We start from the raw sequence: 23,387 nt of genomic DNA, 5'->3' as shown, positions 1-23,387 counted from the left end.
TCATGGCTGAGCGCCTGTCTCCGCTAGAGATCATGACTAAGCTGATCTCATTCCCGACTGTCAGTCGCGATACGAATTTACCGCTGGTGGATTGGGTCGAGGCGTATCTGCAAAGCCACGGGATCGAACCGCATCGTTGGCCTGATCCGGATCAGCCGCATAAGGCGGCTCTGTTCGCGCATGTCGGCCCGTGGGAAGAGGGCGCGATTGTCCTATCAGGTCACACTGATGTTGTTCCCATCGATGGCCAGCCTTGGGACACCGATCCATTTGTCGTGACCGAGAAAGATGGCAAGTATTTCGGGCGTGGCACCTGCGACATGAAGGGCTTTGACGCGCTGGCGATCTGGGCCTTGGTCGAGGCGCATCACGCTGACACCAAACGCCCCCTGCAACTGGCGTTGAGCTTTGATGAAGAGGTTGGCTGCACCGGCGCGCCGCCGATGATCGCCCACATGCAGGAGGTTCTGCCCAAAGGATCAGCCGTGATTGTGGGCGAGCCGTCGATGATGCAGGCCGTCACCGGCCATAAGGGCGGGTTTGGCTTTGACACGCATGTGGTGGGGTTCGAAGTTCACAGCTCAATCATGCACACAGGCGTCAATGCGATCATGGAGGCCGCGCCGCTGATCAATTGGGCCAATGATCGGAACGCCGAGAATATGGCGGCGCAACCTTCAGACATTGCGTCAGTGTTCGATCCGCCTTGGACTACCTGCCATGTTGGTATGATCGAAGGCGGAACCGCGCATAATATCACTGCCAAAGACTGTCGCTTCATGATGGATTTCCGCACCGTTCCGGACGATGAAAAATCGGTCTGGCAGAAGGCCTATTTCGATAAGGTTCGTGAAGTCGAGGCGCGGATGCAAGCGGTTCATCCCGACGCCCGGATCGAGCTGTCCGAGCATTTTTCGATCCCAGGTCTTGTGCCTGAAGAAGATGGCGAGGCTGAGACGCTGGTGCGCGCGCTCACCGGTGACAATGCGACACATGTGGTAAGCTATGGCACCGAGGCGGGGCAGTTTCAGGAAGCTGGTTATTCCGCTGTTATCTGCGGCCCAGGTGATATCGCGCAGGCCCATCAGCCGAATGAGTTCATTACGATTTCTCAATTCAACGCAGGTCAAAAATTTATGGAGCGTCTGGTAAAGAGGCTCTGCGAATAACATCTCAAAGGAGAGGTTAAAGATGCCCGTCAAGAACCGGCTCGCCGAAATGCATGGCGAGATCACCAAATGGCGCCGTCACCTGCATATGCATCCCGAGCTGATGTATGATGTGGAAGAAACGGCAGGGTTTGTGGTCGACCGACTGAAGGAGTTCGGTGTGGATGAGATCACGCCCGGCATCGGCAAGACTGGCGTGGTTGCCGTGATCAAGGGACGTCAGGATACGCTAGGCCGTGTTATCGGGTTGCGTGCCGACATGGATGCGCTGCCCATAGAAGAGGCGACGGGGCTGGACTATGCTTCGACGGTTTCTGGTAAGATGCATGCCTGTGGTCATGACGGTCATACCTCGATGCTGTTGGGCGCGGCGCAGTATCTGGCCGAGACGAGGAATTTTGACGGTACCGTTGTGTTGATTTTCCAGCCTGCCGAAGAAGGCGGGGCGGGTGGTCTGGCCATGTGTCAGGACGGGCTGATGGAGCGCTGGGGTATTCAGGAAGTCTATGGCATGCACAACATGCCGGGAATGCCGGTTGGTGAGTTTGCCATTCGACCAGGCGCATTGCTGGCTTCTTCGGATGAATTCGAAATTGTTGTAACGGGCAAAGGCGGTCATGCTGCCGCCCCGCATGAGGCGGTAGATACAACGCTGATTGCGTCGCACATTGTTGTAGCTTTGCAATCAGTGGTGTCGCGTACCGTGGACCCTATCAAAAGGGTGGTGCTGACCGTCGGGACTTTTGAAACCGATAGTGTGGCTTCGAATGTGATTGCCCATACGGTGCGGTTGCGGGGAACTGTTCGTACACTTGACCCAGAATATCGAAAGGTCGCTGAAGAACGCGTGCGCCGGATCGCCGAAGACACTGCCTCGGCCTTTGGAGCTTCGGCTAAGATGACGTGGACACCGGGCTATCCGGTGACGGTGAATTCGGACGATGAAACCATCTATGCTGCTGAGGCCGCGCAGGCCGTGGCAGGCAAGGTCAATGACAGCACCGATCCAATTATGCCGTCAGAAGATTTTGCTTACATGCTTGAAGAACGGCCCGGAGCCTACATCTTTATCGGAAACGGGGACACGGCCATGTGCCATCACCCGGAATACAACTTCGACGACGACGCCATTCCCGCCGGTTGCAGCTGGTTTGCCGAGCTGGTGGAACGACGATTACCCGTCGCCTGATTTGGGAGGATCAGATGCCAATCAAGAACCGACTTGCCGAAATGCACGAGGAAATCACCGGTTGGCGGCGGGATATTCATCAACACCCTGAGATCCTCTATGACACCCACCGCACCAGCGCCTTGGTGGCTGAAAAGCTGAAAGAGTTCGGTTGCGATGAGGTTGTGACGGGCATTGGCCGCAACGGAGTTGTTGGCGTCATCAAGGGCAAGACCGACACGCAGGGTCGTGTGATCGGCCTGCGTGCCGATATGGACGCGCTGCCGATGCAGGAGCAGACGGGCCTTGATTATGCCTCGAAAACCGATGGCGCCATGCATGCCTGTGGCCACGATGGCCATACGGCGATGGTGTTGGGCGCGGCGAAATACTTGTCTGAGACGCGGAACTTCGACGGCACGGCCATTGTGATTTTCCAACCAGCGGAAGAAGGCGGCAATGGGGCCGAAGCGATGTGCAAAGACGGTCTGATGGATCGGTTCGGCATTCAGGAAGTCTATGCCATGCACAATGTGCCAGGTGTGCCGACGGGGCAGTTCGCGATCCGGTCTGGCCCGCTGCTGGCGGCTGCGGATGAGTTCGACATCCATCTGGAAGGTCGAGGCGGCCACGCGGCGAAACCGCATGAAACAATTGATACTACAGTAATGTTGTCGCAACTGATCGTGGCACTTCAGACCATCGTGTCGCGTAACGCGGACCCTATTTTACAGGCGGTTCTGTCTGTGACTTCGGTCGAGACCTCATCCAAAGCGTTCAACGTGATCCCTCAATCGGCGCAGGTGCGCGGTACAGTGCGGACGCATTCGAACGAAATGCGCGACCTGATCGAGACACGGCTAAGCGAGGTGGCTGAGGGTATTGCTGAAACCTTCGGTGGCACGGTCAAAGTCTCCTACACGCGTGGAGTTCCGGTGACGATCAACGCCGAAGAACAGACGGAATTTGCCGCTGAGGCCGCCATTTCCGTAGGTGGCAGCTGTGATGAAGCGCCCATGGTGATGGGGGGCGAAGATTTCTCGTTCATGCTGGAAGAACGCCCCGGGGCCTTCATCGTGCTGGGCAATGGCGACAGCGCCGGGCTGCACCACCCTGAATACAATTTCAATGATGAGATCATCCCGATGGGATGCTCATGGTTTGCCGAAATGGTCGAGCGCCGGATGCCGGCGGCTTGAATTAGGAGAGAGAAGACATGCCAGTTAAGAACCGCTTTGCCGAATTGCAGGCCGAAATCACCGAATGGCGACGGGATATTCATGAAAACCCCGAGATTCTGTTTGAAACCCACCGCACCAGTGCTTTGGTCGCGGACAAACTGAAAGAGTTCGGCTGCGACGAGGTCGTTACCGGGATCGGTCGCACCGGGGTTGTCGGTGTGATCAAGGGCAAATCAGACTCGAGTGGCAAAGTCATCGGTCTGCGTGCTGATATGGATGCGCTGCCGATTCACGAGGCGACGGGGTTGGATTACGCCTCGAAAACCGATGGGGCGATGCATGCTTGTGGCCATGATGGACATACGGCGATGCTGCTTGGGGCGGCGAAATACCTTTCGGAAACGCGTAATTTTGACGGCACTGTAGTGGTGATCTTCCAGCCCGCTGAAGAAGGTGGCGGCGGTGGTCGCGAAATGTGCGAAGACGGCATGATGGCGCGCTGGAACATTCAGGAAGTCTACGGCATGCACAACTGGCCGGGCCGTCCGGTCGGCAGTTTCTCTATCCGTCCGGGTTCGTTCTTTGCCGCGACCGATCAGTTCGACATCACCTTTGAAGGTCGCGGTGGCCACGCCGCGAAACCGCAGGAGACCGTGGATACGACCGTGATGACCGCGCAGGCCGTGTTGGCGTTGCAGACGATTGCCTCGCGCAATGCCGACCCGATCGATCAGGTCGTGGTGTCTGTGACATCGTTCGAGACATCCTCGAAGGCGTTTAACGTGATCCCGCAGACGGTGCAGATCAAAGGCACCGTACGCACCATGAGCAAAGAGATGCGCGATCTTGCCGAGAAACGGATCAAAGAGATTTGCGCAGGAGTTGCAGCGACCTTTGGTGGCACGGCGGATGTGACCTATATTCGTGGCTATCCGGTGATGGTGAACAGTGACGAGCAGACCGATTTCGCGGCCGAGGTGGCGAAATCGGTCTCGGGCAGCTGTGACGAGGCGCCCCTTGTCATGGGGGGGGAGGATTTTGCCTTTATGCTCGAAGAGCGTCCGGGGGCTTATATTCTGGTGGGCAATGGAGATACGGCCATGGTTCATCATCCCGAGTATAATTTCAACGACGAGGCCATTCCTGCCGGGTGTAGTTGGTGGGCCGAGATTGTTGAGCAGCGGATGCCTGCTGCTTGATGGGAAGGGTGGGGGCTCTGCCCCCACACCCCCGAGGTATTTTAAGCCAGATGAAGTGGGATCGGTTTGTTTTGTCAGCCGAGAGACAGGCGGGAGCAGAGCGTTTCGATCACCGCATCCAACGCCGAACTCTGTGTTTTCACGCAGGCATCGGCCGCCATTCGAGCGGTGTGCAGTTCGGCTTTGTCCGACAGCCAGAGGGTGACAGCATCTGACAATGCGTTGGCCGAGTTGATCCGGACGGCGCCGCCCGTTTTGATGAGCGGCTCAAATGTCTCGGCAAAATTGAAATAACCAGGGCCGGTGATCACCGCAGCCCCCGCCTGAACCGGTTCAAACGGGTTATGGCCGCCGATCTCTTTCAGCGATCCCCCTAGGAAAACGATGGGGCAGAGGGCGTACCAGGTTCCGGTTTCACCCAATGTATCCGCGACATAGACCTGTATGTCTGATGCTATCTGTTGGTCAGCGTTGCGTCGTGCATGCGAAAGACCAGCATCACTCACCAATTTAGCAACGTCGTCTCCACGCTCCGGATGGCGAGGGATCAGCAGCAATAGCAGGTCGGGCCAGCGCTGTAGCAACGCTTTGTGGGCTGCCAGAACTGTTTCTTCTTCCCCTGCATGGGTCGAACTGGCAATCCACAGAGGGCGATCATTTATCTGAACCTGTATATTAGTCAGGAGCTTCTGATCCACAGGCAGCGGGTCAGACATGGCCTTGAGGTTGGTGCCGGGTTGGACGCGCTCAGCATCAGCGCCCATGGTGATCAGGTTATCGGCTGTTTTGGAGTTTTGCGTTAGGAATACCTTGAAATGATCCAGAATGAAGCGCGCAGTGTTCGGGCGCTTGTTCCAACTGTCCACTGATTTGTCAGATAGCCGGGCATTCAAGAGCGCCAGTGGCGTGCCGCGTTTTGCGGCCTCTACGATCAGGCGAGGCCAGATTTCACTTTCTACAAAGATGCCTGCATCGGGTTTCCAGTGGTCCAGAAACTCGCGCACCGGAGCGGCGCTGTCCAATGGCGGATACTGGTGGCGCGTCCGGGCAGGCAAGCGCTTAGCAATCAACGTCGCCGAGGTCGGGGTGCCTGAGGTGATGAGAAACTCAGCATTCGGCAGGCGCTGCCCCAGACGGTTGATCAGGCTTAGAACCGATAGGCTTTCACCCACACTGGCCGCGTGAAACCAGATCAGCTGCCCATCTGGGCGCGGCAAACTGGCATGGCCAAGCCGTTCTTGCTGGCGGCTTTCGGGAACACCCGCAGCGTGCAGTTTGTTGCGTACTTTCCGCCAAATCAGGGGTTCGGCAATAGATATGAGACCGCAGTACAGTTTGTACAGCAGCGTCGGCTGCGCGGATCTATCGGGCATCTCAGCCGCCCGTATGACTCATGTGGCGGCTCATCTGACCGTCGACGGCTTGCCGGGAATAGTCGAAATCATGGCCCTTGGGCTTGAGATTGATGGCTGCGCGGATCGCGTCTTCCAACGGTTTCTCGGTATCGGGATGATCGCGCAAGGGCGCGCGCAGATCAGCCATATCTTCCTGGCCAAGGCACATGTAGATCTCACCAGTGCAGGTCAGGCGCACGCGGTTGCAGCTTTCGCAGAAGTTATGGCTGAGTGGCGTTATGAAACCGATCTTTTGACCGGTCTCTTCAAGCCGGACATACCGCGCCGGGCCACCTGTCCGTTCGGCCAGATCAGTGACCGTATAGTGGTTCTGGTATTCCTTGCGGACGTCCTTGAGCGACCAATACTGATCCAGCCGGTCTTCGTTGCCTATGTCGCCCATGGGCATCACCTCGATCCAGGTCAGATCCATATCACGTTCCGCACACCATTCGGTGATCTTGGGTAGCTCGGGCTCGTTGAACCCTTTCAGAGCGACAGCGTTGATCTTGATCCGCAGGCCAGCCTTTTGTGCTGCGTCAATGCCGTTCAGCACCTGTTTCAGGCGGCCCCATCGGGTGACCTTGGCAAATTTGTCTTCATCCAGCGTATCGAGCGATACATTCACGCGCCGCACGCCCGCTGCGTAAAGATCTTCCGCAAATCGGTGCAATTGTGATCCGTTGGTTGTCAGCGTCAACTCCTTCAGGGCGCCGCTGTCCAGATGTCGGGTCATGCTGTTGAAGAATGACATGATGTTTCGCCTAACCAGAGGTTCGCCCCCGGTGATGCGCAATTTCTCGACGCCCAAATTGACGAAAGTCGTGCACATACGATCCAACTCTTCCAGAGTCAGAAGGTCTTTCTTGGGAAGAAACTTCATATCTTCGGACATGCAGTAGACGCAGCGGAAATCGCAGCGATCCGTAACGGAGACACGAAGATAGGTGATGGCGCGGGCAAACGGGTCTATAAGCGGAGCTGTCATGGCTCATAGGTAAAGCGGAGGCATGTTCGCGGCAAGTGCCATCTGCGTTTTGGACTGGTACAGTTAGGTGCAGCGCTCTAGGTTTTGTGTTATGAAATATGCTTTGGTTTTAGCTTTTAGCCTCGTTGCCGGTTGCGATGCCGTTCGGTCCACGACGGATCGGGTGTTCGGAAGTTCATCCAACGAGACGGCGGCTGAACCCGTTAAAGCAGAGGCGACGGAGGTAACTCCTGAGCCTGTGGCTGCCGCAGGGTGGTCTGGCGCCAAAACGACCGTTGCCGGGCTGGGCGATCCCAACACACCGGGGCGCTGGTTGCAGACGCCTCTGGTGCAAACTGAAATCAACGGCCGCGTGGTTGTGCCGCGCACGGGTGCGCAGGCCTATGTCACGCTTGTTCCCGCACCAGGCCCCGAAGGCGGTGGCGGACGGCTGTCGCTTGAAGCCATGCGCGCGTTGTTGGTGCCATATGACGAGTTGGTGGAACTGGAAGTCTATTCCGACTGAGCGCGCAGGTATTTCCCAGCCTCTTTGCGGGCAAAGGGTTTCATGTTTGCGCCGTGCGTTTCCAGAAACGCGACTACGCGCCCTGGATCATGCTTTGACAATTCGCGCAGCCACCATGCGATGGCCTTCTGGATGAACCATTCCCGATCGGAGACATACGTGGCAGCCCAGCCGAGTATACGGTCGCGGCATGCCAGGTCTTTCGGTTTGGGATGGTTCTGTTTGGTCCAGGGCAAGGTGGCGACCAGCGCGGCGCGTTTGGTCCACATGTGGCCCGACGTGGTCCAACGTTCGACCTGATCCAGCCGGGTTGGATCAGCCGAAAGACGCTTTTGCATCGCCATACAGGCATGATCGGCCACGGCCCAGGCGTCAAAATCCGGTAGCCAGCTTTGCAGCAGGTCCCACACCGCGTCATCCGGTCGGATACGGGCTTGGGTCAGCAGCTTTGCTGCCGCGACCCGCGCTTCATGAATGTTGGTCTGCCATAAGCCATCGGCGACAGCGATGCGGTCGATGACTTCAAGTTCGCGCCGCCAAGCCTTGGTCAGATCGTTCAGAACCGGGTTCGGAACACCCAGATAGGGGCGGTCTACCTTGTGATAGGCCGCCACCTGTTCTGCGCGTTCAGGATCGGCATGGGCTTTGATCTGATCCAGATAGGCCTGCATCTGCCGTCACTCGACCGTGACGGATTTTGCCAGATTGCGGGGCTGATCCACATCTGTGCCTTTGGCCACCGCCGTGTGGTAGGCCAGCAATTGCGCGGGCACCGAATAGAGAATCGGGGCAAGGCTGGCGTGCACATGTGGCATACGGATCGTACTCCAAACTCCATCTTCTGCCTCAGCGATACCGTCATCATCCGAGACAAGGATAACCTTGCCTTTGCGCGCCATCACCTCCTGCATGTTCGAAACTGTCTTGTCGAAAACTGCGTCGCGTGGTGCCATGACGACAACCGGCATATGCTTGTCGATCAGGGCGATGGGGCCGTGCTTCAACTCACCCGAGGCATAGCCTTCGGCGTGGATATAGCTGATTTCCTTGAGTTTCAGAGCGCCTTCCATCGCCAGCGGGTACATGAGGCCACGGCCCAGGAACAGCACGTCGCGCGCTTCGGACAGGCGTTGGGCGGATTGGCGAATAGCGTCGTTCTGATCCAGCGCAGCATTCAGAACAGTCGGCAAACCGCGAAGGGCGGCCGCGTGATCGGCGATCTCTTCATCGCTAAGCGTGCCTCGATCTGCAGCGGCCTTGAGGGCAAGCATCAGCAACACGCTAAGCTGACAGGTGAACGCCTTGGTCGAGGCAACACCGATCTCGACGCCCGCATGGATCGGCAACGCCACATCGCTTTCGCGCGCAATCGAGCTTTCCGCGACATTCACGACCGAGACAATCTTGTCCGCCTTGCCCTCGCAATAGCGCAGGGCAGCAAGCGTGTCGGCGGTTTCGCCCGACTGGCTTACAAACAGCGCCAACGTCCGGTCCGAGATCGGAGGTTCGCGATAGCGGAACTCGCTGGCGATATCGATTTCAACCGGCATCTTGGCCAGCTGTTCGAACCAGTATTTTGCCGTCAGGCAAGCGTAGAATGCCGTGCCGCAAGCCACCATGGTCAGACGGTCCAGCTTGGTGAAATCCAGACCGTCACCGGGCAATACAACCTGATCGCCTCCGGTCGGAAGATACGAGCGGATGGCTTCGGCCACCACAACAGGCTGCTCGGCAATTTCCTTGGCCATATAATGCTTGTGGCCGCCTTTGTCGGCACGGGTCTGATCGATTTGAATTTGCCGAATTTCGCGGTTGGCAAGCTCTCCCGATTCGGTTCGAATCTCAAGCGAAGTGCGGGTCAGAACCGCCCGATCGCCTTCCTCAAGATAGGTGATGCGATCCGTCAGGGGGGCCAGCGCGATCGCATCAGACCCAACAAACATCTCACCATCGCCGTGACCAATTGCAAGGGGCGAGCCCTTGCGCGCCGCAACAATCAGGTCTTCTTGACCGTCGAACAGAAAGGCGAGCGCAAAGGCGCCCTTAAGCCGATCAATGGTTTTAAACGCGGCGTCGACCGGAGAGAGACCTTCGGACATGTACCTTTCCGTCATCAGGGCAACGGTTTCAGTGTCGGTATCCGTCACGAAACCGACCCCATTATCGGCCAGTTCAGCCCGCAATTCACGATAGTTTTCAACGATGCCGTTGTGCACTACGGCGACAGGCCCGGCCTTGTGCGGATGTGCATTGTTAACCGATGGGGCACCATGGGTGGCCCAGCGGGTATGACCGATACCGGATTTACCCGGAAGGGGGTTGTGAACCAGAAGGTCGCTTAGGTTCACCAACTTGCCGACGGCCCGTCGGCGGCCCAAAGCGCCATCGTTCACGGTCGCAATACCGGCGCTGTCATAACCGCGATATTCAAGCCGCTTCAGTGCTTCGACCAGGATAGGGGCAGCTTCGTGACTGCCCAGAACACCAACAATTCCACACATAACTCAGGCTCCTTTGTCGCGGCGAGCCTTCTTCGCCTTCAACATTTCAAACAATTTACGCGCATAGCCGGGTTTGTTTTCCTGCTTGGAACGCGCTACGGCCAATGCGTCTGGCTCAATATCCTTGGTCACTACGGTCCCCGTGGCGGTCATTGCGCCATCACCCAGAGTGACCGGGGCCACCAGCATCGTGTTCGATCCGATGAACACGTTTTCCCCGATGGTCGTTTTATGCTTCATCACGCCGTCATAGTTGCAGGTGATGGTTCCCGCACCAATATTTGTCGCCGCCCCGACTGAGGCATCGCCGATATAGCTGAGGTGATTCACCTTAGCGCCTTCGGCGATTTCGGCGTTCTTGATCTCGACAAAGTTGCCAATTTTGGCGTTTTCAGCCAGCTCTGTACCCGGACGCAGCCGGGCATAGGGTCCGACCACCGAACCTCGGCTGACATGGCAGCCTTCGAGATGTGAAAACGCCCGGATCGTTGCGCCGCTTTCCACGGTCACTCCGGGGCCGAAAACCACATTGGGTTCAATGACAGTGTCGCGGCCAATTACGGTATCTGCGGCCAGATACACGGTTTCAGGGGCCATCAGAGTGACCCCCAGATCCAGCAATGCAGACCGTGCTTGCACCTGAAACACCGCATCAGCCGCCGCCAGGTCAGTGCGCGAATTGATGCCCAGCGTCTGAGCTTCGTCGCAGGCAACCGCAGTTACGGACAGCCCTTGGCTGCGGGCGATCTCGACTACGTCGGTCAGGTAGTATTCACCTGAGGCATTGTCATTTCCAACGGCATCGATCAGCGAGAACAAGGTTTCGGAATCGCATGCCAAAAGTCCTGAGTTACAGAAGGTTATAGTGCGCTCTTCATCTGTGGCATCCTTGAATTCGACGATCCGCTCTAGGGCGTCCCCGTTCATCACAAGGCGGCCATAACGGGCGGGGTCTGCAGCTTCGAATCCAAGAATGACCAGATCGTTTTTTGCGCGCGCTTCGATCATCCGCTGCAGGGTGTCGGGCTGTAGAAACGGGGTGTCACCATAGAGGACGACCACATCCCCCTGAAAGCCCTCCAGCGCTGCACGCGCCTGCGCAACCGCGTGGGCGGTGCCAAGTTGTTCTTCCTGCACCGCAATGCTGCCGTTTTCATCTTCGGCTTCAGCCACACGCGCGACTGCTTCCGCACCGTGGCCGGTAACAATCACCGTGCGCTCGGGCGACAGGACAGCACCGGCGCGCATGGCGTGAACCAGCATTGGGGCCTGAGCGATCGGATGCAGGACTTTGGGAATATCAGAGTTCATCCTTGTGCCTTTTCCGGCGGCAAGAATGACAAGGGCAGTGCTCATGAAATCGTTTTCTCTTTTGTTTTGTCGCCGCCCGTTTTATCCGCTGTGGGCAAAGGCGCAAGCGGTTCAGCCATCAAAGAAGATTGCCGTTTGCAACACGACATGGCGGAATCCCGCCGGTTCAGGAGGTGAGCATGCGAACGGTAATCTTTGATCTGGATGGAACTTTGGCGGATACATCTGGTGATTTGCTGGCCGCTGCAAACCATTGTTTTCGCGAGATGGGTCATGGGGATGTTCTGTCGCCCGAGCTTGATGCGGCGGTATCGGTACGCGGTGCACGCTTGATGTTGTCCCATGGATTGAAGCGGGTCGGCGCCTATGATGCGGATGTTGTCGAAGCCTATTATCCGGTCTTTTTGGACGTCTATGGGCAGGCGATCGATACGCATACCTATTTCTATCCCGGTGCGCTTGAAGCCGTCGAAGCACTGAAAGATGCAGGATATGGCGTGGGGATTTGCACCAACAAGCCCGAAGGCCTGGCTGATTTGCTGCTGACCCGGATGGGTGTCCGTGATCACTTTGCTTCACTGATCGGTGCAGACACATTACCGGTGCGGAAACCCGACCCTGAACCGTTACGCGAAGCAGCGCGCCGCGCCGGAGGGCACCCTGACCACTGCGTATTGATCGGCGACTCAGATACCGACCGAAATACGGCGCGGGCTGCGGGAGTGCCGTCGGTACTGGTGACATTCGGCCCGTCGGGCGATGAGATGGCTGCGCTGGAGCCCGAGGCGTTGTTGCATCATTTTGATGATTTACCGAAACTGGTCTCCGATTTGATCGGAGCGGCGGCCTGATCCCTTGACCCGCTTAACACTCAGCATAAAAACGGATTCATGACTGAGACATTCACAGGTAATTTCACCCAGCAAGAACCCATTCCCGAAGAGGCGATCGAGGCCGCCATGGCCGTTTTGCGCCATGGTCGTTTGCACCGCTACAATGTTGCCCCTGGCGAATTGAGCGAGACGGCTTTGTTGGAGCAGGAATTCGCCGCCCAAATGGGTGCGAAATACTGTCTGGCAGTCTCATCTGGGGGGTATGCTTTGGCCACAGCTCTGCGGGCGGTGGGGGTTAAGCCGGGCGATCCGGTTTTGACCAACGCGTTCACTCTGGCCCCGGTGCCCGGGGCGATCGCGTCGGTTGGGGCAAAGCCGGTCTTTGTTGGTGTGACCGAAGCCCTGACCATCGATCTGGATGATCTTGAGGCCAAGCTGGATCAGGCGAAAGTACTAATGCTTAGCCACATGCGAGGGCATCTGTGCGATATGGATCGGCTGATGCAGATGTGCGACGCCGCCGGCGTGATCGTGATCGAGGATTGCGCGCATACCATGGGTGCGGCGTGGCGCGGACAACTGTCTGGGCGGCAGGGGGCCATTGGATGTTACTCGTGCCAGACCTATAAACATGTCAATTCGGGTGAGGGCGGGTTGCTGATCACGGATGATCCGGAACTGGCCGCCAAGGCTACGATGTTGTCCGGGTCTTATATGCTTTATGAACGCCATCTGGCCGCGCCTGGGCCGGAGGTGTTCGAGCAGATCAAATACACCACCCCCAATGTCTCGGGCCGGATGGATAATCTGCGTGCGGCGATCCTGCGCCCGCAGTTGCGCGATCTGGACCGGCAGGTGCAGCGCTGGAACGAACGCTATGTTGAGATTGAGCGTGGCCTGCGTGAAACGCCGGGTTTGACGATGGTGGAGCGGCCTGATGCTGAGACCTATGTCGGTTCATCGATACAATTCCTGTTGCTGGACTGGACACCCGAGCGCATTGCTGAGGTAATCCAGCGTTGCGCCGCGCGCGGGGTCGAACTGAAGTGGTTCGGGGGGACTGAACCGTCGGGCTTTACCTCACGCTATGACAGTTGGCGTTATGCCGACAGCGCCCCGATGCCGGTCAGTGATCGGATATTGGCAGGGATCATGGATATGCGCGTTCCACTGACCTTTTCGCTGGAAGATTGTGCCCAAATTGCACGCATTATCCGGGCTGAAGTCAGCGCTGTCTATCAGTCATAGTCCAGCGGAGTGCGCTTTCAGCGCACGCTCGATTTATCTGAAAACGCCGCCCCTTGCCGGGCGGCGTTTTGCGTTGGCCTGCGTGTCGTCATTGACCCGAGGAGGAAACGCTGCTATCTGATTATTGAACGCTTGTTCATTAATACAATCGGAGGAGCCCTGCATGTTTATGGCCACAATGCAATTCGATCTGGGCGAGGACGTGAACGCCTTGCGTGAGATGGTGCACCGCTGGGCTCAGGAACGGGTCAAGCCGATGGCGGCCGAGATCGACGCGTCCAATGCCTTTCCGAATGAGCTGTGGAAAGAGATGGGTGAGCTTGGTTTGTTGGGCGTCACAGTCCCTGAAGAATATGGCGGGGCCGGTATGTCCTATCTGGCGCATACGGTGGCAGTTGAGGAAGTGGCGCGCGCCTCGGCCTCGGTATCTTTGTCCTATGGCGCGCATTCGAACTTGTGCGTGAACCAGATCAAGTTGAACGGAACAGAAGAGCAGAAGAAAAAATATCTGCCCCGTCTGATTTCGGGTGAACACGTCGGGGCGTTGGCTATGTCCGAGTCCTCGGCTGGGTCGGATGTGGTTTCCATGAAGCTACGTGCAGAAAAGCGAAACGATCACTATCGGCTGAATGGCAACAAATACTGGATCACCAACGGGCCGGATGCAGACACTCTGGTCGTCTATGCCAAGACCGATCCGGACGCCGGGTCAAAGGGGATCACGGCCTTTCTGATCGAGAAAGAGATGATCGGGTTTTCGACTTCGCCTCATTTCGACAAGCTTGGCATGCGCGGCTCGAACACCGCTGAGTTGATCTTTGAAGATGTTGAAGTGCCGTTCGAGAATGTTCTGGGCGAAGAAGGGCGGGGTGTAGCCGTTCTGATGTCCGGTCTGGACTATGAGCGTGTGGTTCTTGCGGGTATTGGAACCGGGATCATGGCCGCCTGCTTGGATGAAGTGATGCCCTATCTGGCCGAGCGTAAGCAGTTCGGAAAACCGATCGGGAGCTTCCAGCTCATGCAAGGCAAGATCGCGGATATGTACACAGCAATGAATTCGGCGCGGGCCTATGTCTACGAAGTTGCCAAGGCTTGCGACCGCGGGGATGTAACCCGTCAGGATGCTGCGGCGTGCTGCCTATATGCCTCGGAACAGGCGATGGTGCAGGCGCATCAAGCCGTTCAGGCGTTGGGTGGTGCCGGATTCCTGTCGGATTCGCCGGTCAGCCGGATTTTCCGAGATGCAAAGCTGATGGAGATCGGCGCGGGCACCAGCGAAATCCGCCGCATGCTGATTGGGCGCGAAATGATGAACGAGATGTTGTGACGGAAAACCCCGCAGTTCATTGAACCACGGGGCTTTTTGCGATTGGATCAGAAACGATGAACGTAGGACAGGCCAATCAGGAACGGGTCGATTTCGGCGGTGCCGATGTCGTTGCCGTCAAGTTTGACGTCCGAGTCGATGTCGAACCAGCGCACGTTCAGACGCACCGCGCCTTTTTCCGTGACCATGTAATCCAGACCGGCCTGCAGAGAAACGCCGAAGGAGTTGTCCAGATCGAGATCGCCCAAAGGCGAGTCTTCCTCGAAGAAGATGGTGTAGTTCAGACCAGCGCCGACATAGGGCTTCCACGCGCTATTGGTCGGGAAGTGATAGTTCAGCGACAGAGTAGGCGGAAGATGCTTGACGCTGCCCGCGTCAACGCTGCCACCGAGAGTGACGTCATGCTTGTAGGGGGTCGAGGCCAAGAGCTCGATCCCGAGATTGTCCTGAACGAAATATTCGACGGTGAAAATCGGACGGGTGTCCGAGTCGATTTCGGCGTCGAACCCGGCCAGAGTCCCATTGTCGGATTTGGGGTCCAGATAGCCGACACCAACACCGACTGTCCAATCGCCTTGGGATTGGGCGAAGGCTGGGGCAGCCAGAGCGACAAGTGCGGTAGAAAGGGTCAAAGCGGCGAGTTTCTTTGTCATATTCGTGCCTTTGCTTGCGTTGATGCCGATGTTTTGGATGCCGCGGCGCAGAGACGCTCTGATCTGCATCAAACTCCGGAAATTGCTGAATCGGGGAGGCTAGCTGCAACCGCTAATGAAATAAGGGAAAATCAGCATGCATCCCGCTGAGCGCATACCGGGTTTGCGCGGCGACCAAAGCTGGGCGATGCCTGATCGGCTGAACATGGCGCAGCAATGCCTGTCGCAACAATCCGATCGGGTTGCTTTGCTGGATCTGACCCGGGGCGATCCGAGCGTGGTAACATTTGGCGAACTGGAGCTTATGGTTGATGGCATCGCTCGCGCGTTGATAGCTCTGGTCCAGCCAGGGGACCGGGTTGGCGTCTTGCTCAGCCAGTCGCCGTGGTGTGCCGCCGCGCATCTGGCGATCTGGAAGATCGGTGCGATTTCGGTGCCGTTGTTCAAGCTGTTCAAACACGATGCGCTGGCATCGCGCGTCAGAGATGCAGGTGCGCGGATCGTTTTGACGGATGCAGAAGGGGCCGCGTTGCCGGGGGATCTGGCCCAGCCACTTTTGGTTGACGAGATCGGGCAGGAGGGGGAACCGGTGCCCTTTGCCGATACCGGCCCCGAAGATCCGGCGGTCCTGATCTACACGTCCGGCACCACTGGCAGTCCCAAGGGTGCGCTGCATGGTCATCGTGTGCTGCTGGGCCACCTGCCGGGCGTCTCGATCAGCCACAACCACTTGCGTGATGGGGATTGCCTGTGGACGCCAGCAGACTGGGCGTGGATCGGCGGTTTGTTCGACGTTCTGATGCCCGGGCTTGCGCTGGGTGTTCCGGTGGTTGCCACGCGTTTGGACAAATTCACCCCAAAGGCCTGCGCCGAGGTGATCGCGCGGGCGGGGGTGCGGAACGTCTTCTTTCCGCCGACGGCTTTACGGATGCTCAAAGCTGCGGATCAGTCGATACCGGGATTGCGGTCGGTGGCGTCCGGGGGCGAGCCTTTGGGCGCTGAGATGTTGGCTTGGGGCCAGCAGGCCTTTGGTCTGACGATCAACGAGTTTTATGGCCAGACCGAGTGTAACATGGTCGTATCCTCCTGCGCCGAGGACTTCCCCGTTCGCCCCGGCTGTATCGGTAAACCGGTGCCGGGTCATGAGGTGGCGGTAATTGACGATCATGGCCAACCGACGACGGAGGAAGGCGATGTTGCCATCCGGCGCGGTTCGGCCTCAATGCTGCTGGAATACTGGAATAATCCGCAAGCAACGGCTGAGAAATTCCGAGGTGATTGGCTGATCACCGGTGACCGTGGCGTGTGGGAGGGCGATTATCTGCGCTTTGTCGGTCGTGATGATGACGTGATTACCTCGGCAGGATACCGGATTGGCCCGGCTGAGATCGAGGATTGCCTGCTGACCCATCCGTCAGTGGCAACTGTGGGCGTGGTCGGCAAGCCCGATGAGCTGCGGACCGAGATCGTGAAGGCCTATGTGGTATTGAAGCCGGGGGCTGAGGCGTCGGGCGCTGAGTTGCAGAATTGGGTTAAGGACCGTTTGGCGCAGTATTCCTATCCGCGTGAGGTGTCGTTTCTGGAAGAGTTGCCGATGACGGTGACGGGAAAGGTGATCCGGAAGGAATTGAAGGCGCGGGCTGCAGGGGAGGCAATTACATGATGCGAATTGCACTTGCTGCGATGCTAGTACCATCGCTTGTTTCCGCTCAGGGCGCTTGGGTAGACCAGTCGTATATTCAACAATGTTTTTCTCAGACGCAGCAGGGCGATAGCATGTCATCATGTCTCGGCGCAGCTGCCAATGCCTGCCAAACGATACCGGGAAATGAAACAACCCTTGGCATCACCGAGTGTATTCAAGCCGAAACCCAAATTTGGGATTCATATCTAAACGAACAGTATAAACTGCGTAGAGCAGAACTGGCTGAACAAAGTCCCGAACTTTCGGACCAGTTGCGAGATGCTCAACGCGCATGGATCGGGTTTCGGGATGCTGAATGTGCTCTGGCCTACGGCATATGGTCTGATGGAACGATACGCTCGATTGTTGCCGCAAATTGCCTGCTGACCGAAACCGCTGAACGCGCTGTGGAATTGCGCGACTTGGGGAAGATGGAATGAAAATAAAATCCAAAGCCATACCGACCTCTGAGGGGTTTAAGGCGAACCGAGCCGCACATCTGGATGCGCTGGCACATATTGCGGATGCCGCCGAAGCGGCCCGCATGGGTGGCGGTGAAAAATCGCGGGCGCGGCATGAATCGCGGGGCAAGATGCTGCCGCGTCGTCGGGTGGCGAACCTGCTCGATCCGGGTTCTCCGTTCTTGGAAATCGGCGCGACGGCGGCACATGGGATGTATGGAGATGCCGCGCCCTGTGCCGGGGTGATCGCGGGGATTGGCCGGGTGCAGGGGCGCGAGGTCATGGTGGTGTGCAACGACGCCACTGTGAAAGGCGGCACATATTATCCGCTGACGGTCAAGAAACACCTCCGCGCGCAGGAGATTGCCGAGGAAAACCATCTACCCTGCATCTATCTGGTCGATAGCGGCGGCGCGAACCTGCCTAATCAGGATGAGGTTTTCCCCGACCGCGATCATTTTGGCCGCATCTTCTATAATCAGGCGCGGATGAGCGCGAAGGGGATTGCTCAGATCGCCGTTGTAATGGGGTCGTGTACGGCGGGCGGGGCCTATGTGCCTGCGATGTCCGATGTCACGATCATCGTAAAAGAACAGGGCACGATCTTTCTGGCCGGACCGCCTTTGGTCAAGGCTGCGACGGGGGAGGTTGTGACAGCGGAAGATCTGGGTGGCGGCGATGTGCATACGCGCCTGTCCGGTGTGGCGGATTATCTGGCCGAGGATGATGCGCATGCGTTGGCCTTGGCTCGGCGGGCCGTCGGGTCGTTGGGGGGTGCCGGGCTGAAGCCTGGCCTACAGTTCGAAACACCGGAAGAGCCTGCCTATAATCCCGAGGAAATTTTGGGCGTAGTTCCGGCCGATCTGCGGACGCCCTATGACATCCGCGAGGTGATTGCGCGGCTGGTCGATGGCTCGCGCTTCGATGAGTTCAAGCCGCGTTTTGGAGAAACTCTAGTGACCGGTTTTGCCCATGTCAAAGGCTGCCCGGTCGGGATCATTGCCAACAATGGCGTGCTGTTCTCCGAGGCCGCGCAGAAGGGCGCGCATTTTGTCGAACTGTGCTCGAAGCGCAAAACACCACTGGTATTCCTGCAGAACATCACAGGCTTCATGGTTGGTCGGAAATATGAAAACGAAGGCATCGCGCGGCACGGGGCCAAGATGGTGACGGCGGTGGCGACGACGAGCGTTCCAAAGATCACAATGCTTGTCGGAGGGTCCTTCGGAGCTGGAAACTACGGCATGGCAGGACGCGCCTATCAGCCTCGGTTCCTGTGGACTTGGCCGAATTCGCGTATCTCAGTGATGGGGGGCGAGCAAGCTGCAGGTGTCCTAGCGACTGTCAAACGCGACGGGATCGAACGACAGGGCGGCACATGGTCGGCTGAAGAAGAAGCTGAATTCAAGCGCCCGACGCTGGACATGTTCGAAGAACAATCCCACCCGCTCTACGCGTCGGCGCGGTTGTGGGATGACGGCATCATCGACCCGCGCAAATCGCGCGATGTGTTGGCATTGTCGCTGAGTGCCGCACTGAACGCCCCGATTGAGGAGACACGTTTCGGCGTGTTCAGGATGTAAGATGAGCGTTTCATTGAATGAAGTAATGGCCCGCTACCCGGGCGCGCAGACCTTCAAGTTTGGAGACAGCGCATCGCTAAGCGCCGAGCTGCTGGCGCTGGTAAGATCAGGCCGAAAAACGGCAACATGTGGTGCTTTGCGAGACTACCCCGAAGGCAGTGCTGATATTCCGGTCGTTGGGCGGCAGGATATTGCACTGGAATGGGATGATCGCCCGGCTTTGGTGATCGAAACTATCGAGGTCTCGACCTGCCGATATTGCGATGTGACCGAAGACTTTGCGTTGGCCGAGGGTGAGAATGAAACGCTTGAGGGATGGCGCGAAGATCATCGCCGGTATTTCGAACGCAATGGCGGGTTCTATCCCGAGATGGAATTGCTGTGCGAACGCTTCCGCCTTGTCGAAGATCTGGCGGTTAAGGGGTAAGCTATGTTTAACAAAATCCTGATTGCCAACCGCGGCGAGATCGCCTGCCGGGTCATGGAAACTGCTCAGAAGATGGGCGTATCTTGTGTGGCTGTGTATTCGGATGCTGATGCATCGGCCAAGCATGCGCAGATGGCGGATGAAGCGGTGCATATTGGTGGCGCGGCCCCAGCCGAAAGCTATCTGAAGGGTGATGTGATCATTCAAGCGGCGCTGGATACAGGAGCGCAGGCGATCCATCCTGGTTATGGGTTCTTGTCCGAAAACCCGGATTTTGTGGATGCAGTCGAGGCTGCAGGTCTGACCTTCATCGGGCCATCGGCGGACGCGATCCGCAAGATGGGCCTTAAGGATGCGGCCAAGGTATTGATGGAGGACGCAGGAGTTCCCGTCGTCCCCGGCTATCATGGCAACAATCAGGACCCCGAACATCTGGCTGGCGCGGCAGATACCATCGGGTATCCCGTTTTGATCAAGGCCGTTGCAGGTGGTGGTGGCAAGGGGATGCGGCTGGTCGAGGCGCCCGAGGAGTTCTCGGCTGCATTGGACAGCGCGCGCGGTGAGGCAAAGACGGCGTTCGGTAATGATGCTGTACTTGTCGAGAAATTCGTCGCCAAGCCCCGCCATATCGAGGTGCAGGTATTCGGTGACGGCACCCACGCAGTGCATCTGTTTGAACGCGACTGCTCGTTGCAGCGGCGGCATCAGAAAGTGATCGAAGAGGCCCCAGCCCCTGGAATGACTGCCGAGATGCGTGAGGCGATGGGGCAGGCGGGCGTGCGCGCGGCTGAGGCGATTGGCTACAAGGGCGCAGGGACGGTTGAGTTCATCGTCGATGCCTCGGACGGGCTGCGCCCGGATCGGTTCTGGTTCATGGAGATGAACACGCGCCTGCAAGTCGAGCACCCGGTGACCGAGGCCATTACTGGCGTCGATCTTGTCGAATGGCAGTTGCGCGTAGCAGCGGGTGAAAGCCTGCCGAAGCGGCAGGGCGATTTGTCGATCCGCGGGCATTCCTTTGAGGCGAGGCTTTATGCCGAAGATGTGCCCAAAGGCTTTCTGCCTGCGACGGGTACGCTGACTCATCTACAGTTCCCGGAAGGCTGCCGTGCCGACAGTGGCGTGCGCGCCGGGGATACGATCAGCCCATGGTACGACCCTATGATCGCCAAGGTCGTGGTGCATGGCCCGATACGCGCGGTCGCTTTGGAAAATCTCCACCGGACCTTGCGCCAGACCGAGGTCGCCGGGACTGTCACAAATCTCGCCTTCCTTGGTGCTCTGACGCGGCACAGCGGGTTTGCGTCGGGCGACGTGGATACCGGGCTGATCGGGCGGGATCTTGAGGCTCTGGTAGAGGTCGCTGATTCAGGTCATGCGTCAACGGTGGCTGCGGCGATGACGGCGCTGGGCCTGATAGAGACTGCCTCTGAGACAGGCTTCACCCTTTGGGGGGCATTGCACCGGGCTGTGCAGCTAATGCGCGACGGAGAGGTCATTGATTTGGACGTGCAGGTTGAAAACCCGCATCGGCAGGTTTGGACTGTTAACGGCGCGCAGGTGATTGCGCAGCGAAATGGCGGTTGGATTATTGACGGAAAGCCAATGCCCAACGTCGCCATCGCAGGATCTCAGGTCACCGTGTTCGACGATTACGGGCAGGTGTTTGACGTTATCGATCCTCTGGATCGCGATGCAAGTGCGGCGGGCGACACCAACGTGATCGAGGCGCCGATGCCCGGTTTGGTCAAGGCCGTCTTTGCCGCAGCAGGGCAAGCGGTGAAAGAGGGCGACCGGCTGGCCATTCTGGAAGCCATGAAGATGGAGCATTCTTTGTTGGCCGCCCGAGATGGGGTGGTCGCGGAAGTGCTGGCCGAGGCGGGGGCACAGGTCGAGGCCGGTGCAGCGTTGGTTCGGTTGGCCGAGGATTGATCTGTTCGGCCCGCGGATTGCGTGGCAAAGTCGGGCCATCCGCAATTGAAACGATAAGAAACCGGGAAGGGATGCGCTGATGAAAGAACGGGTCGAAATATTCGAGGTCGGGCCACGCGACGGCCTGCAGAACGAACAGCGCGAGATCCCGGTGGCCGAGAAGGTCGCCTTGGTCGATTGCCTCAGCCGGGCCGGTTTCAACCGGATCGAAGTTGCCAGTTTTGTCTCACCGAAATGGGTCCCGCAAATGGCGGGCAGCGGTGAAGTTATGGCTGGAATCACACGGACCGAAGGCGTGCGGTACGCTGCGCTGACGCCGAATATGCGCGGATATGAGGACGCGTTGGCAGCCAAGGCAGATGAGATCGCGGTGTTTACTTCGGCGTCCGAGGGGTTCTCGAAAGCGAACATAAACGCAACGATTGCCGAATCCATCGAACGGTTTGTGCCCATTCTCGAAGCAGCACGACATATTGATCTGCCCGTCCGGGGCTATGTCTCGTGCGTGACCGACTGTCCCTATGACGGCCCGACCCCGCCCGAGAAGGTGGCCGAGGTGGCGGACGCGCTGTTTGCCCATGGCTGCTATGAGATTTCGCTGGGGGACACGATTGGGCAGGGAACGCCGGACAAGATTGCTCATATGCTGCTGGCCGTGCGCGAACGAGTGCCGGTTACCCGGCTTGCAGGACATTTTCATGATACCAACGGGCGGGCAATCGACAACATAGACGCTTCGCTTGCCTTGGGTGTGCGGGTATTTGATACCGCCGTGGGCGGGCTGGGTGGTTGCCCTTATGCGCCGGGTGCGGCCGGTAATGTCGCAACCGAAGCCGTGACCGCACATCTGGAACGGTTGGGATATGAGATCGGTCTGGATGTGCCGGTTCTGGAACAGGCGGCGCGCATGGCGCGGGCAATGCGGGCGGAATAAGATATGTTCGAGACCATTACGCTGAACACAGACGCGCGTGGCGTGGCTACTCTGACGCTGGATCGACCCGAGAAGCACAACGCACTGTCGGCGCAGATGATTGCAGAGCTAACCCAGGCCGCTGGGCAATTGGCAAATGATGATGCGGTGCGGGTGGTGGTTCTGGCCGCCGCGGGCAAGAGCTTTTGCGCCGGGGGAGATCTGGGTTGGATGCAGGCGCAGATGGCTGCCGATCCCGAGACGCGTTTTGCCGAAGCGCGCAAGCTGGCTGAGATGCTGAATGCCTTAAATACGCTGCCCAAACCCTTGATCGGCGCGTTGCAGGGAAACGCGTTTGGTGGAGGTGTCGGGATGGCTTCGGTCTGCGATGTGGCGATCGGTGTGGAAAGCCTGAAGATGGGTCTAACCGAAACGCGGCTTGGCCTGATCCCGGCGACGATTGGACCCTATGTCATTGCCCGAATGGGCGAAGCACGGTCGCGGCGCGTCTTTATGTCTGCCCGCCTGTTCGAAGCGGCGGAAGCGGTCGAACTGGGCCTGTTGACCCGCGCGGTGCCCGCTGTGGCGTTGGCCGAGGCGGTCGAAGCTGAAGTGCTTCCCTATCTGTCCTGTGCACCCGGTGCGGTGTCTTCGGCCAAGCAGCTGATCCAGTCACTTGGGCCGCGAATTGATGACGCGGTGATTGACCACACCATTCGACAGCTTGTCGCGCGTTGGGAAACTGATGAGGCGCAAGAGGGAATCGGCGCCTTTTTCGACAAACGAAAACCTGCATGGATTAGTTAGGTTTAGCCGATCACTTTGTTCCAGAAGTGTTCTCCGCAATCGCCCGCTGGATGATTGTAACAATGCCGACCTGCGCGTTTCTGTTCGGTTGACCCTCTGACCC

21 protein-coding genes are annotated in these 23,387 nt (G+C 58.1%); 15 read left to right on the top strand and 6 right to left on the bottom strand.

The genetic code is table 11. The features are described from left to right. Positions 1-2 precede the first annotated feature (2 nt). From argE to AC2TEM_RS08525, 4 genes are read left to right on the top strand one after another with little or no spacing between them, the layout of a single operon-like run. On the top strand, positions 3-1,169 hold the full coding sequence (gene argE / locus AC2TEM_RS08540; RefSeq protein WP_170397101.1) for an acetylornithine deacetylase: 1,167 nt from the start codon (positions 3-5) through the stop codon (positions 1,167-1,169). Between the two features lie 22 nt (positions 1,170-1,191). Continuing rightward, positions 1,192-2,358, top strand: coding sequence for a M20 aminoacylase family protein (locus AC2TEM_RS08535; RefSeq protein ID WP_170424149.1), 1,167 nt, complete (start codon positions 1,192-1,194; stop codon positions 2,356-2,358). A gap of 14 nt (positions 2,359-2,372) precedes the next feature. Continuing rightward, positions 2,373-3,536 carry a M20 aminoacylase family protein gene (locus AC2TEM_RS08530; protein ID WP_170424147.1) on the top strand — a complete coding sequence of 388 codons (1,164 nt, stop codon included), beginning with the start codon at positions 2,373-2,375 and terminating at the stop codon, positions 3,534-3,536. 17 nt (positions 3,537-3,553) lie between these two features. Then, entirely contained in the window at positions 3,554-4,717 is a 1,164-nt protein-coding gene (locus tag AC2TEM_RS08525) for a M20 aminoacylase family protein (RefSeq protein WP_170424145.1), read from the top strand. A 74-nt stretch (positions 4,718-4,791) separates the two neighbouring features. Here the strand turns inward: AC2TEM_RS08525 and AC2TEM_RS08520 are convergent, their stop codons facing one another. Then, on the bottom strand, positions 4,792-6,090 hold the full coding sequence (locus AC2TEM_RS08520) for a 3-deoxy-D-manno-octulosonic acid transferase (RefSeq protein ID WP_170424143.1): 1,299 nt from the start codon (positions 6,088-6,090) through the stop codon (positions 4,792-4,794). A gap of 1 nt (position 6,091) precedes the next feature. Next, on the bottom strand, positions 6,092-7,099 hold the full coding sequence (gene moaA / locus AC2TEM_RS08515; RefSeq protein WP_170424141.1) for a GTP 3',8-cyclase MoaA: 1,008 nt from the start codon (positions 7,097-7,099) through the stop codon (positions 6,092-6,094). Between the two features lie 91 nt (positions 7,100-7,190). Here moaA and AC2TEM_RS08510 point away from each other — a divergent pair, with 91 nt between their 5' ends. Then, on the top strand, positions 7,191-7,604 hold the full coding sequence (locus tag AC2TEM_RS08510) for a hypothetical protein (RefSeq protein ID WP_170424139.1): 414 nt from the start codon (positions 7,191-7,193) through the stop codon (positions 7,602-7,604). On the opposite strand, the gene AC2TEM_RS08505 is transcribed toward AC2TEM_RS08510, so the two are convergent. From AC2TEM_RS08505 to glmU, 3 genes are read right to left on the bottom strand one after another with little or no spacing between them, the layout of a single operon-like run. Beyond that, positions 7,592-8,275, bottom strand: a complete 684-nt coding sequence (locus tag AC2TEM_RS08505) for a DNA alkylation repair protein (protein ID WP_170397087.1) — start codon at positions 8,273-8,275, stop codon at positions 7,592-7,594. The two genes, AC2TEM_RS08510 and AC2TEM_RS08505, sit on opposite strands and share 13 nt — an antisense overlap. 6 nt (positions 8,276-8,281) lie before the next feature. Beyond that, the gene (gene glmS / locus AC2TEM_RS08500; protein WP_170424137.1) at positions 8,282-10,105 is read right to left on the bottom strand and encodes a glutamine--fructose-6-phosphate transaminase (isomerizing); all 1,824 of its coding nucleotides are present in this window, start codon (positions 10,103-10,105) and stop codon (positions 8,282-8,284) included. A 3-nt stretch (positions 10,106-10,108) separates the two neighbouring features. Further along, complete coding sequence (gene glmU, locus AC2TEM_RS08495) at positions 10,109-11,461, bottom strand: bifunctional UDP-N-acetylglucosamine diphosphorylase/glucosamine-1-phosphate N-acetyltransferase GlmU (protein WP_480856135.1); 1,353 nt, start codon at positions 11,459-11,461, stop codon at positions 10,109-10,111. Between the two features lie 134 nt (positions 11,462-11,595). Here glmU and AC2TEM_RS08490 point away from each other — a divergent pair, with 134 nt between their 5' ends. The 3 genes from AC2TEM_RS08490 to AC2TEM_RS08480 all read left to right on the top strand — a co-directional run bounded on the left by AC2TEM_RS08490 (position 11,596) and on the right by AC2TEM_RS08480 (position 14,824). Further along, the gene (locus AC2TEM_RS08490; protein ID WP_170424133.1) at positions 11,596-12,267 is read left to right on the top strand and encodes an HAD-IA family hydrolase; all 672 of its coding nucleotides are present in this window, start codon (positions 11,596-11,598) and stop codon (positions 12,265-12,267) included. A gap of 39 nt (positions 12,268-12,306) precedes the next feature. Next, positions 12,307-13,497, top strand: coding sequence for an aminotransferase class I/II-fold pyridoxal phosphate-dependent enzyme (locus tag AC2TEM_RS08485; RefSeq protein WP_170424131.1), 1,191 nt, complete (start codon positions 12,307-12,309; stop codon positions 13,495-13,497). Between the two features lie 163 nt (positions 13,498-13,660). After that, positions 13,661-14,824, top strand: coding sequence for an isovaleryl-CoA dehydrogenase (locus AC2TEM_RS08480; protein ID WP_170424129.1), 1,164 nt, complete (start codon positions 13,661-13,663; stop codon positions 14,822-14,824). A gap of 47 nt (positions 14,825-14,871) precedes the next feature. Here AC2TEM_RS08480 and AC2TEM_RS08475 read toward each other — a convergent pair whose 3' ends face one another. After that, on the bottom strand, positions 14,872-15,477 hold the full coding sequence (locus tag AC2TEM_RS08475) for an OmpW/AlkL family protein (RefSeq protein WP_170404039.1): 606 nt from the start codon (positions 15,475-15,477) through the stop codon (positions 14,872-14,874). A 136-nt stretch (positions 15,478-15,613) separates the two neighbouring features. Here AC2TEM_RS08475 and AC2TEM_RS08470 point away from each other — a divergent pair, with 136 nt between their 5' ends. From AC2TEM_RS08470 to AC2TEM_RS08440, 7 genes are all read left to right on the top strand, one after another. Further along, entirely contained in the window at positions 15,614-17,140 is a 1,527-nt protein-coding gene (locus AC2TEM_RS08470) for an AMP-binding protein (protein ID WP_170424127.1), read from the top strand. Further along, the gene (locus tag AC2TEM_RS08465) at positions 17,137-17,601 is read left to right on the top strand and encodes a lysozyme inhibitor LprI family protein (RefSeq protein ID WP_170424125.1); all 465 of its coding nucleotides are present in this window, start codon (positions 17,137-17,139) and stop codon (positions 17,599-17,601) included. Before AC2TEM_RS08470 ends, AC2TEM_RS08465 begins: the two co-directional genes overlap by 4 nt. Then, complete coding sequence (locus AC2TEM_RS08460) at positions 17,598-19,205, top strand: carboxyl transferase domain-containing protein (RefSeq protein ID WP_170424123.1); 1,608 nt, start codon at positions 17,598-17,600, stop codon at positions 19,203-19,205. The genes AC2TEM_RS08465 and AC2TEM_RS08460 overlap by 4 nt, the downstream gene beginning before the upstream one ends. Before the next feature lies 1 nt (position 19,206). Next, positions 19,207-19,632: an ASCH domain-containing protein gene (locus AC2TEM_RS08455; protein ID WP_170424121.1), complete on the top strand. Its 426-nt coding sequence runs from the start codon at positions 19,207-19,209 to the stop codon at positions 19,630-19,632. A 3-nt stretch (positions 19,633-19,635) separates the two neighbouring features. Then, the gene (locus AC2TEM_RS08450; RefSeq protein WP_170424119.1) at positions 19,636-21,564 is read left to right on the top strand and encodes an acetyl-CoA carboxylase biotin carboxylase subunit; all 1,929 of its coding nucleotides are present in this window, start codon (positions 19,636-19,638) and stop codon (positions 21,562-21,564) included. A 79-nt stretch (positions 21,565-21,643) separates the two neighbouring features. Beyond that, positions 21,644-22,498 (top strand): hydroxymethylglutaryl-CoA lyase, encoded by an 855-nt coding sequence (locus AC2TEM_RS08445; RefSeq protein ID WP_170424117.1) that lies wholly within the window; start codon positions 21,644-21,646, stop codon positions 22,496-22,498. A gap of 3 nt (positions 22,499-22,501) precedes the next feature. After that, a complete protein-coding gene (locus AC2TEM_RS08440; protein ID WP_170424115.1) occupies positions 22,502-23,284 on the top strand; it encodes a crotonase/enoyl-CoA hydratase family protein in 783 nt (260 codons plus the stop codon). The last annotated feature ends 103 nt before the right edge of the window (positions 23,285-23,387 follow it).

It is taken from the genome of Ruegeria sp. HKCCD3925 (assembly GCF_057221175.1).
Note: the sequence above shows the minus strand (reverse complement) of the source record. Positions and strands in the feature narration are given on the sequence as shown.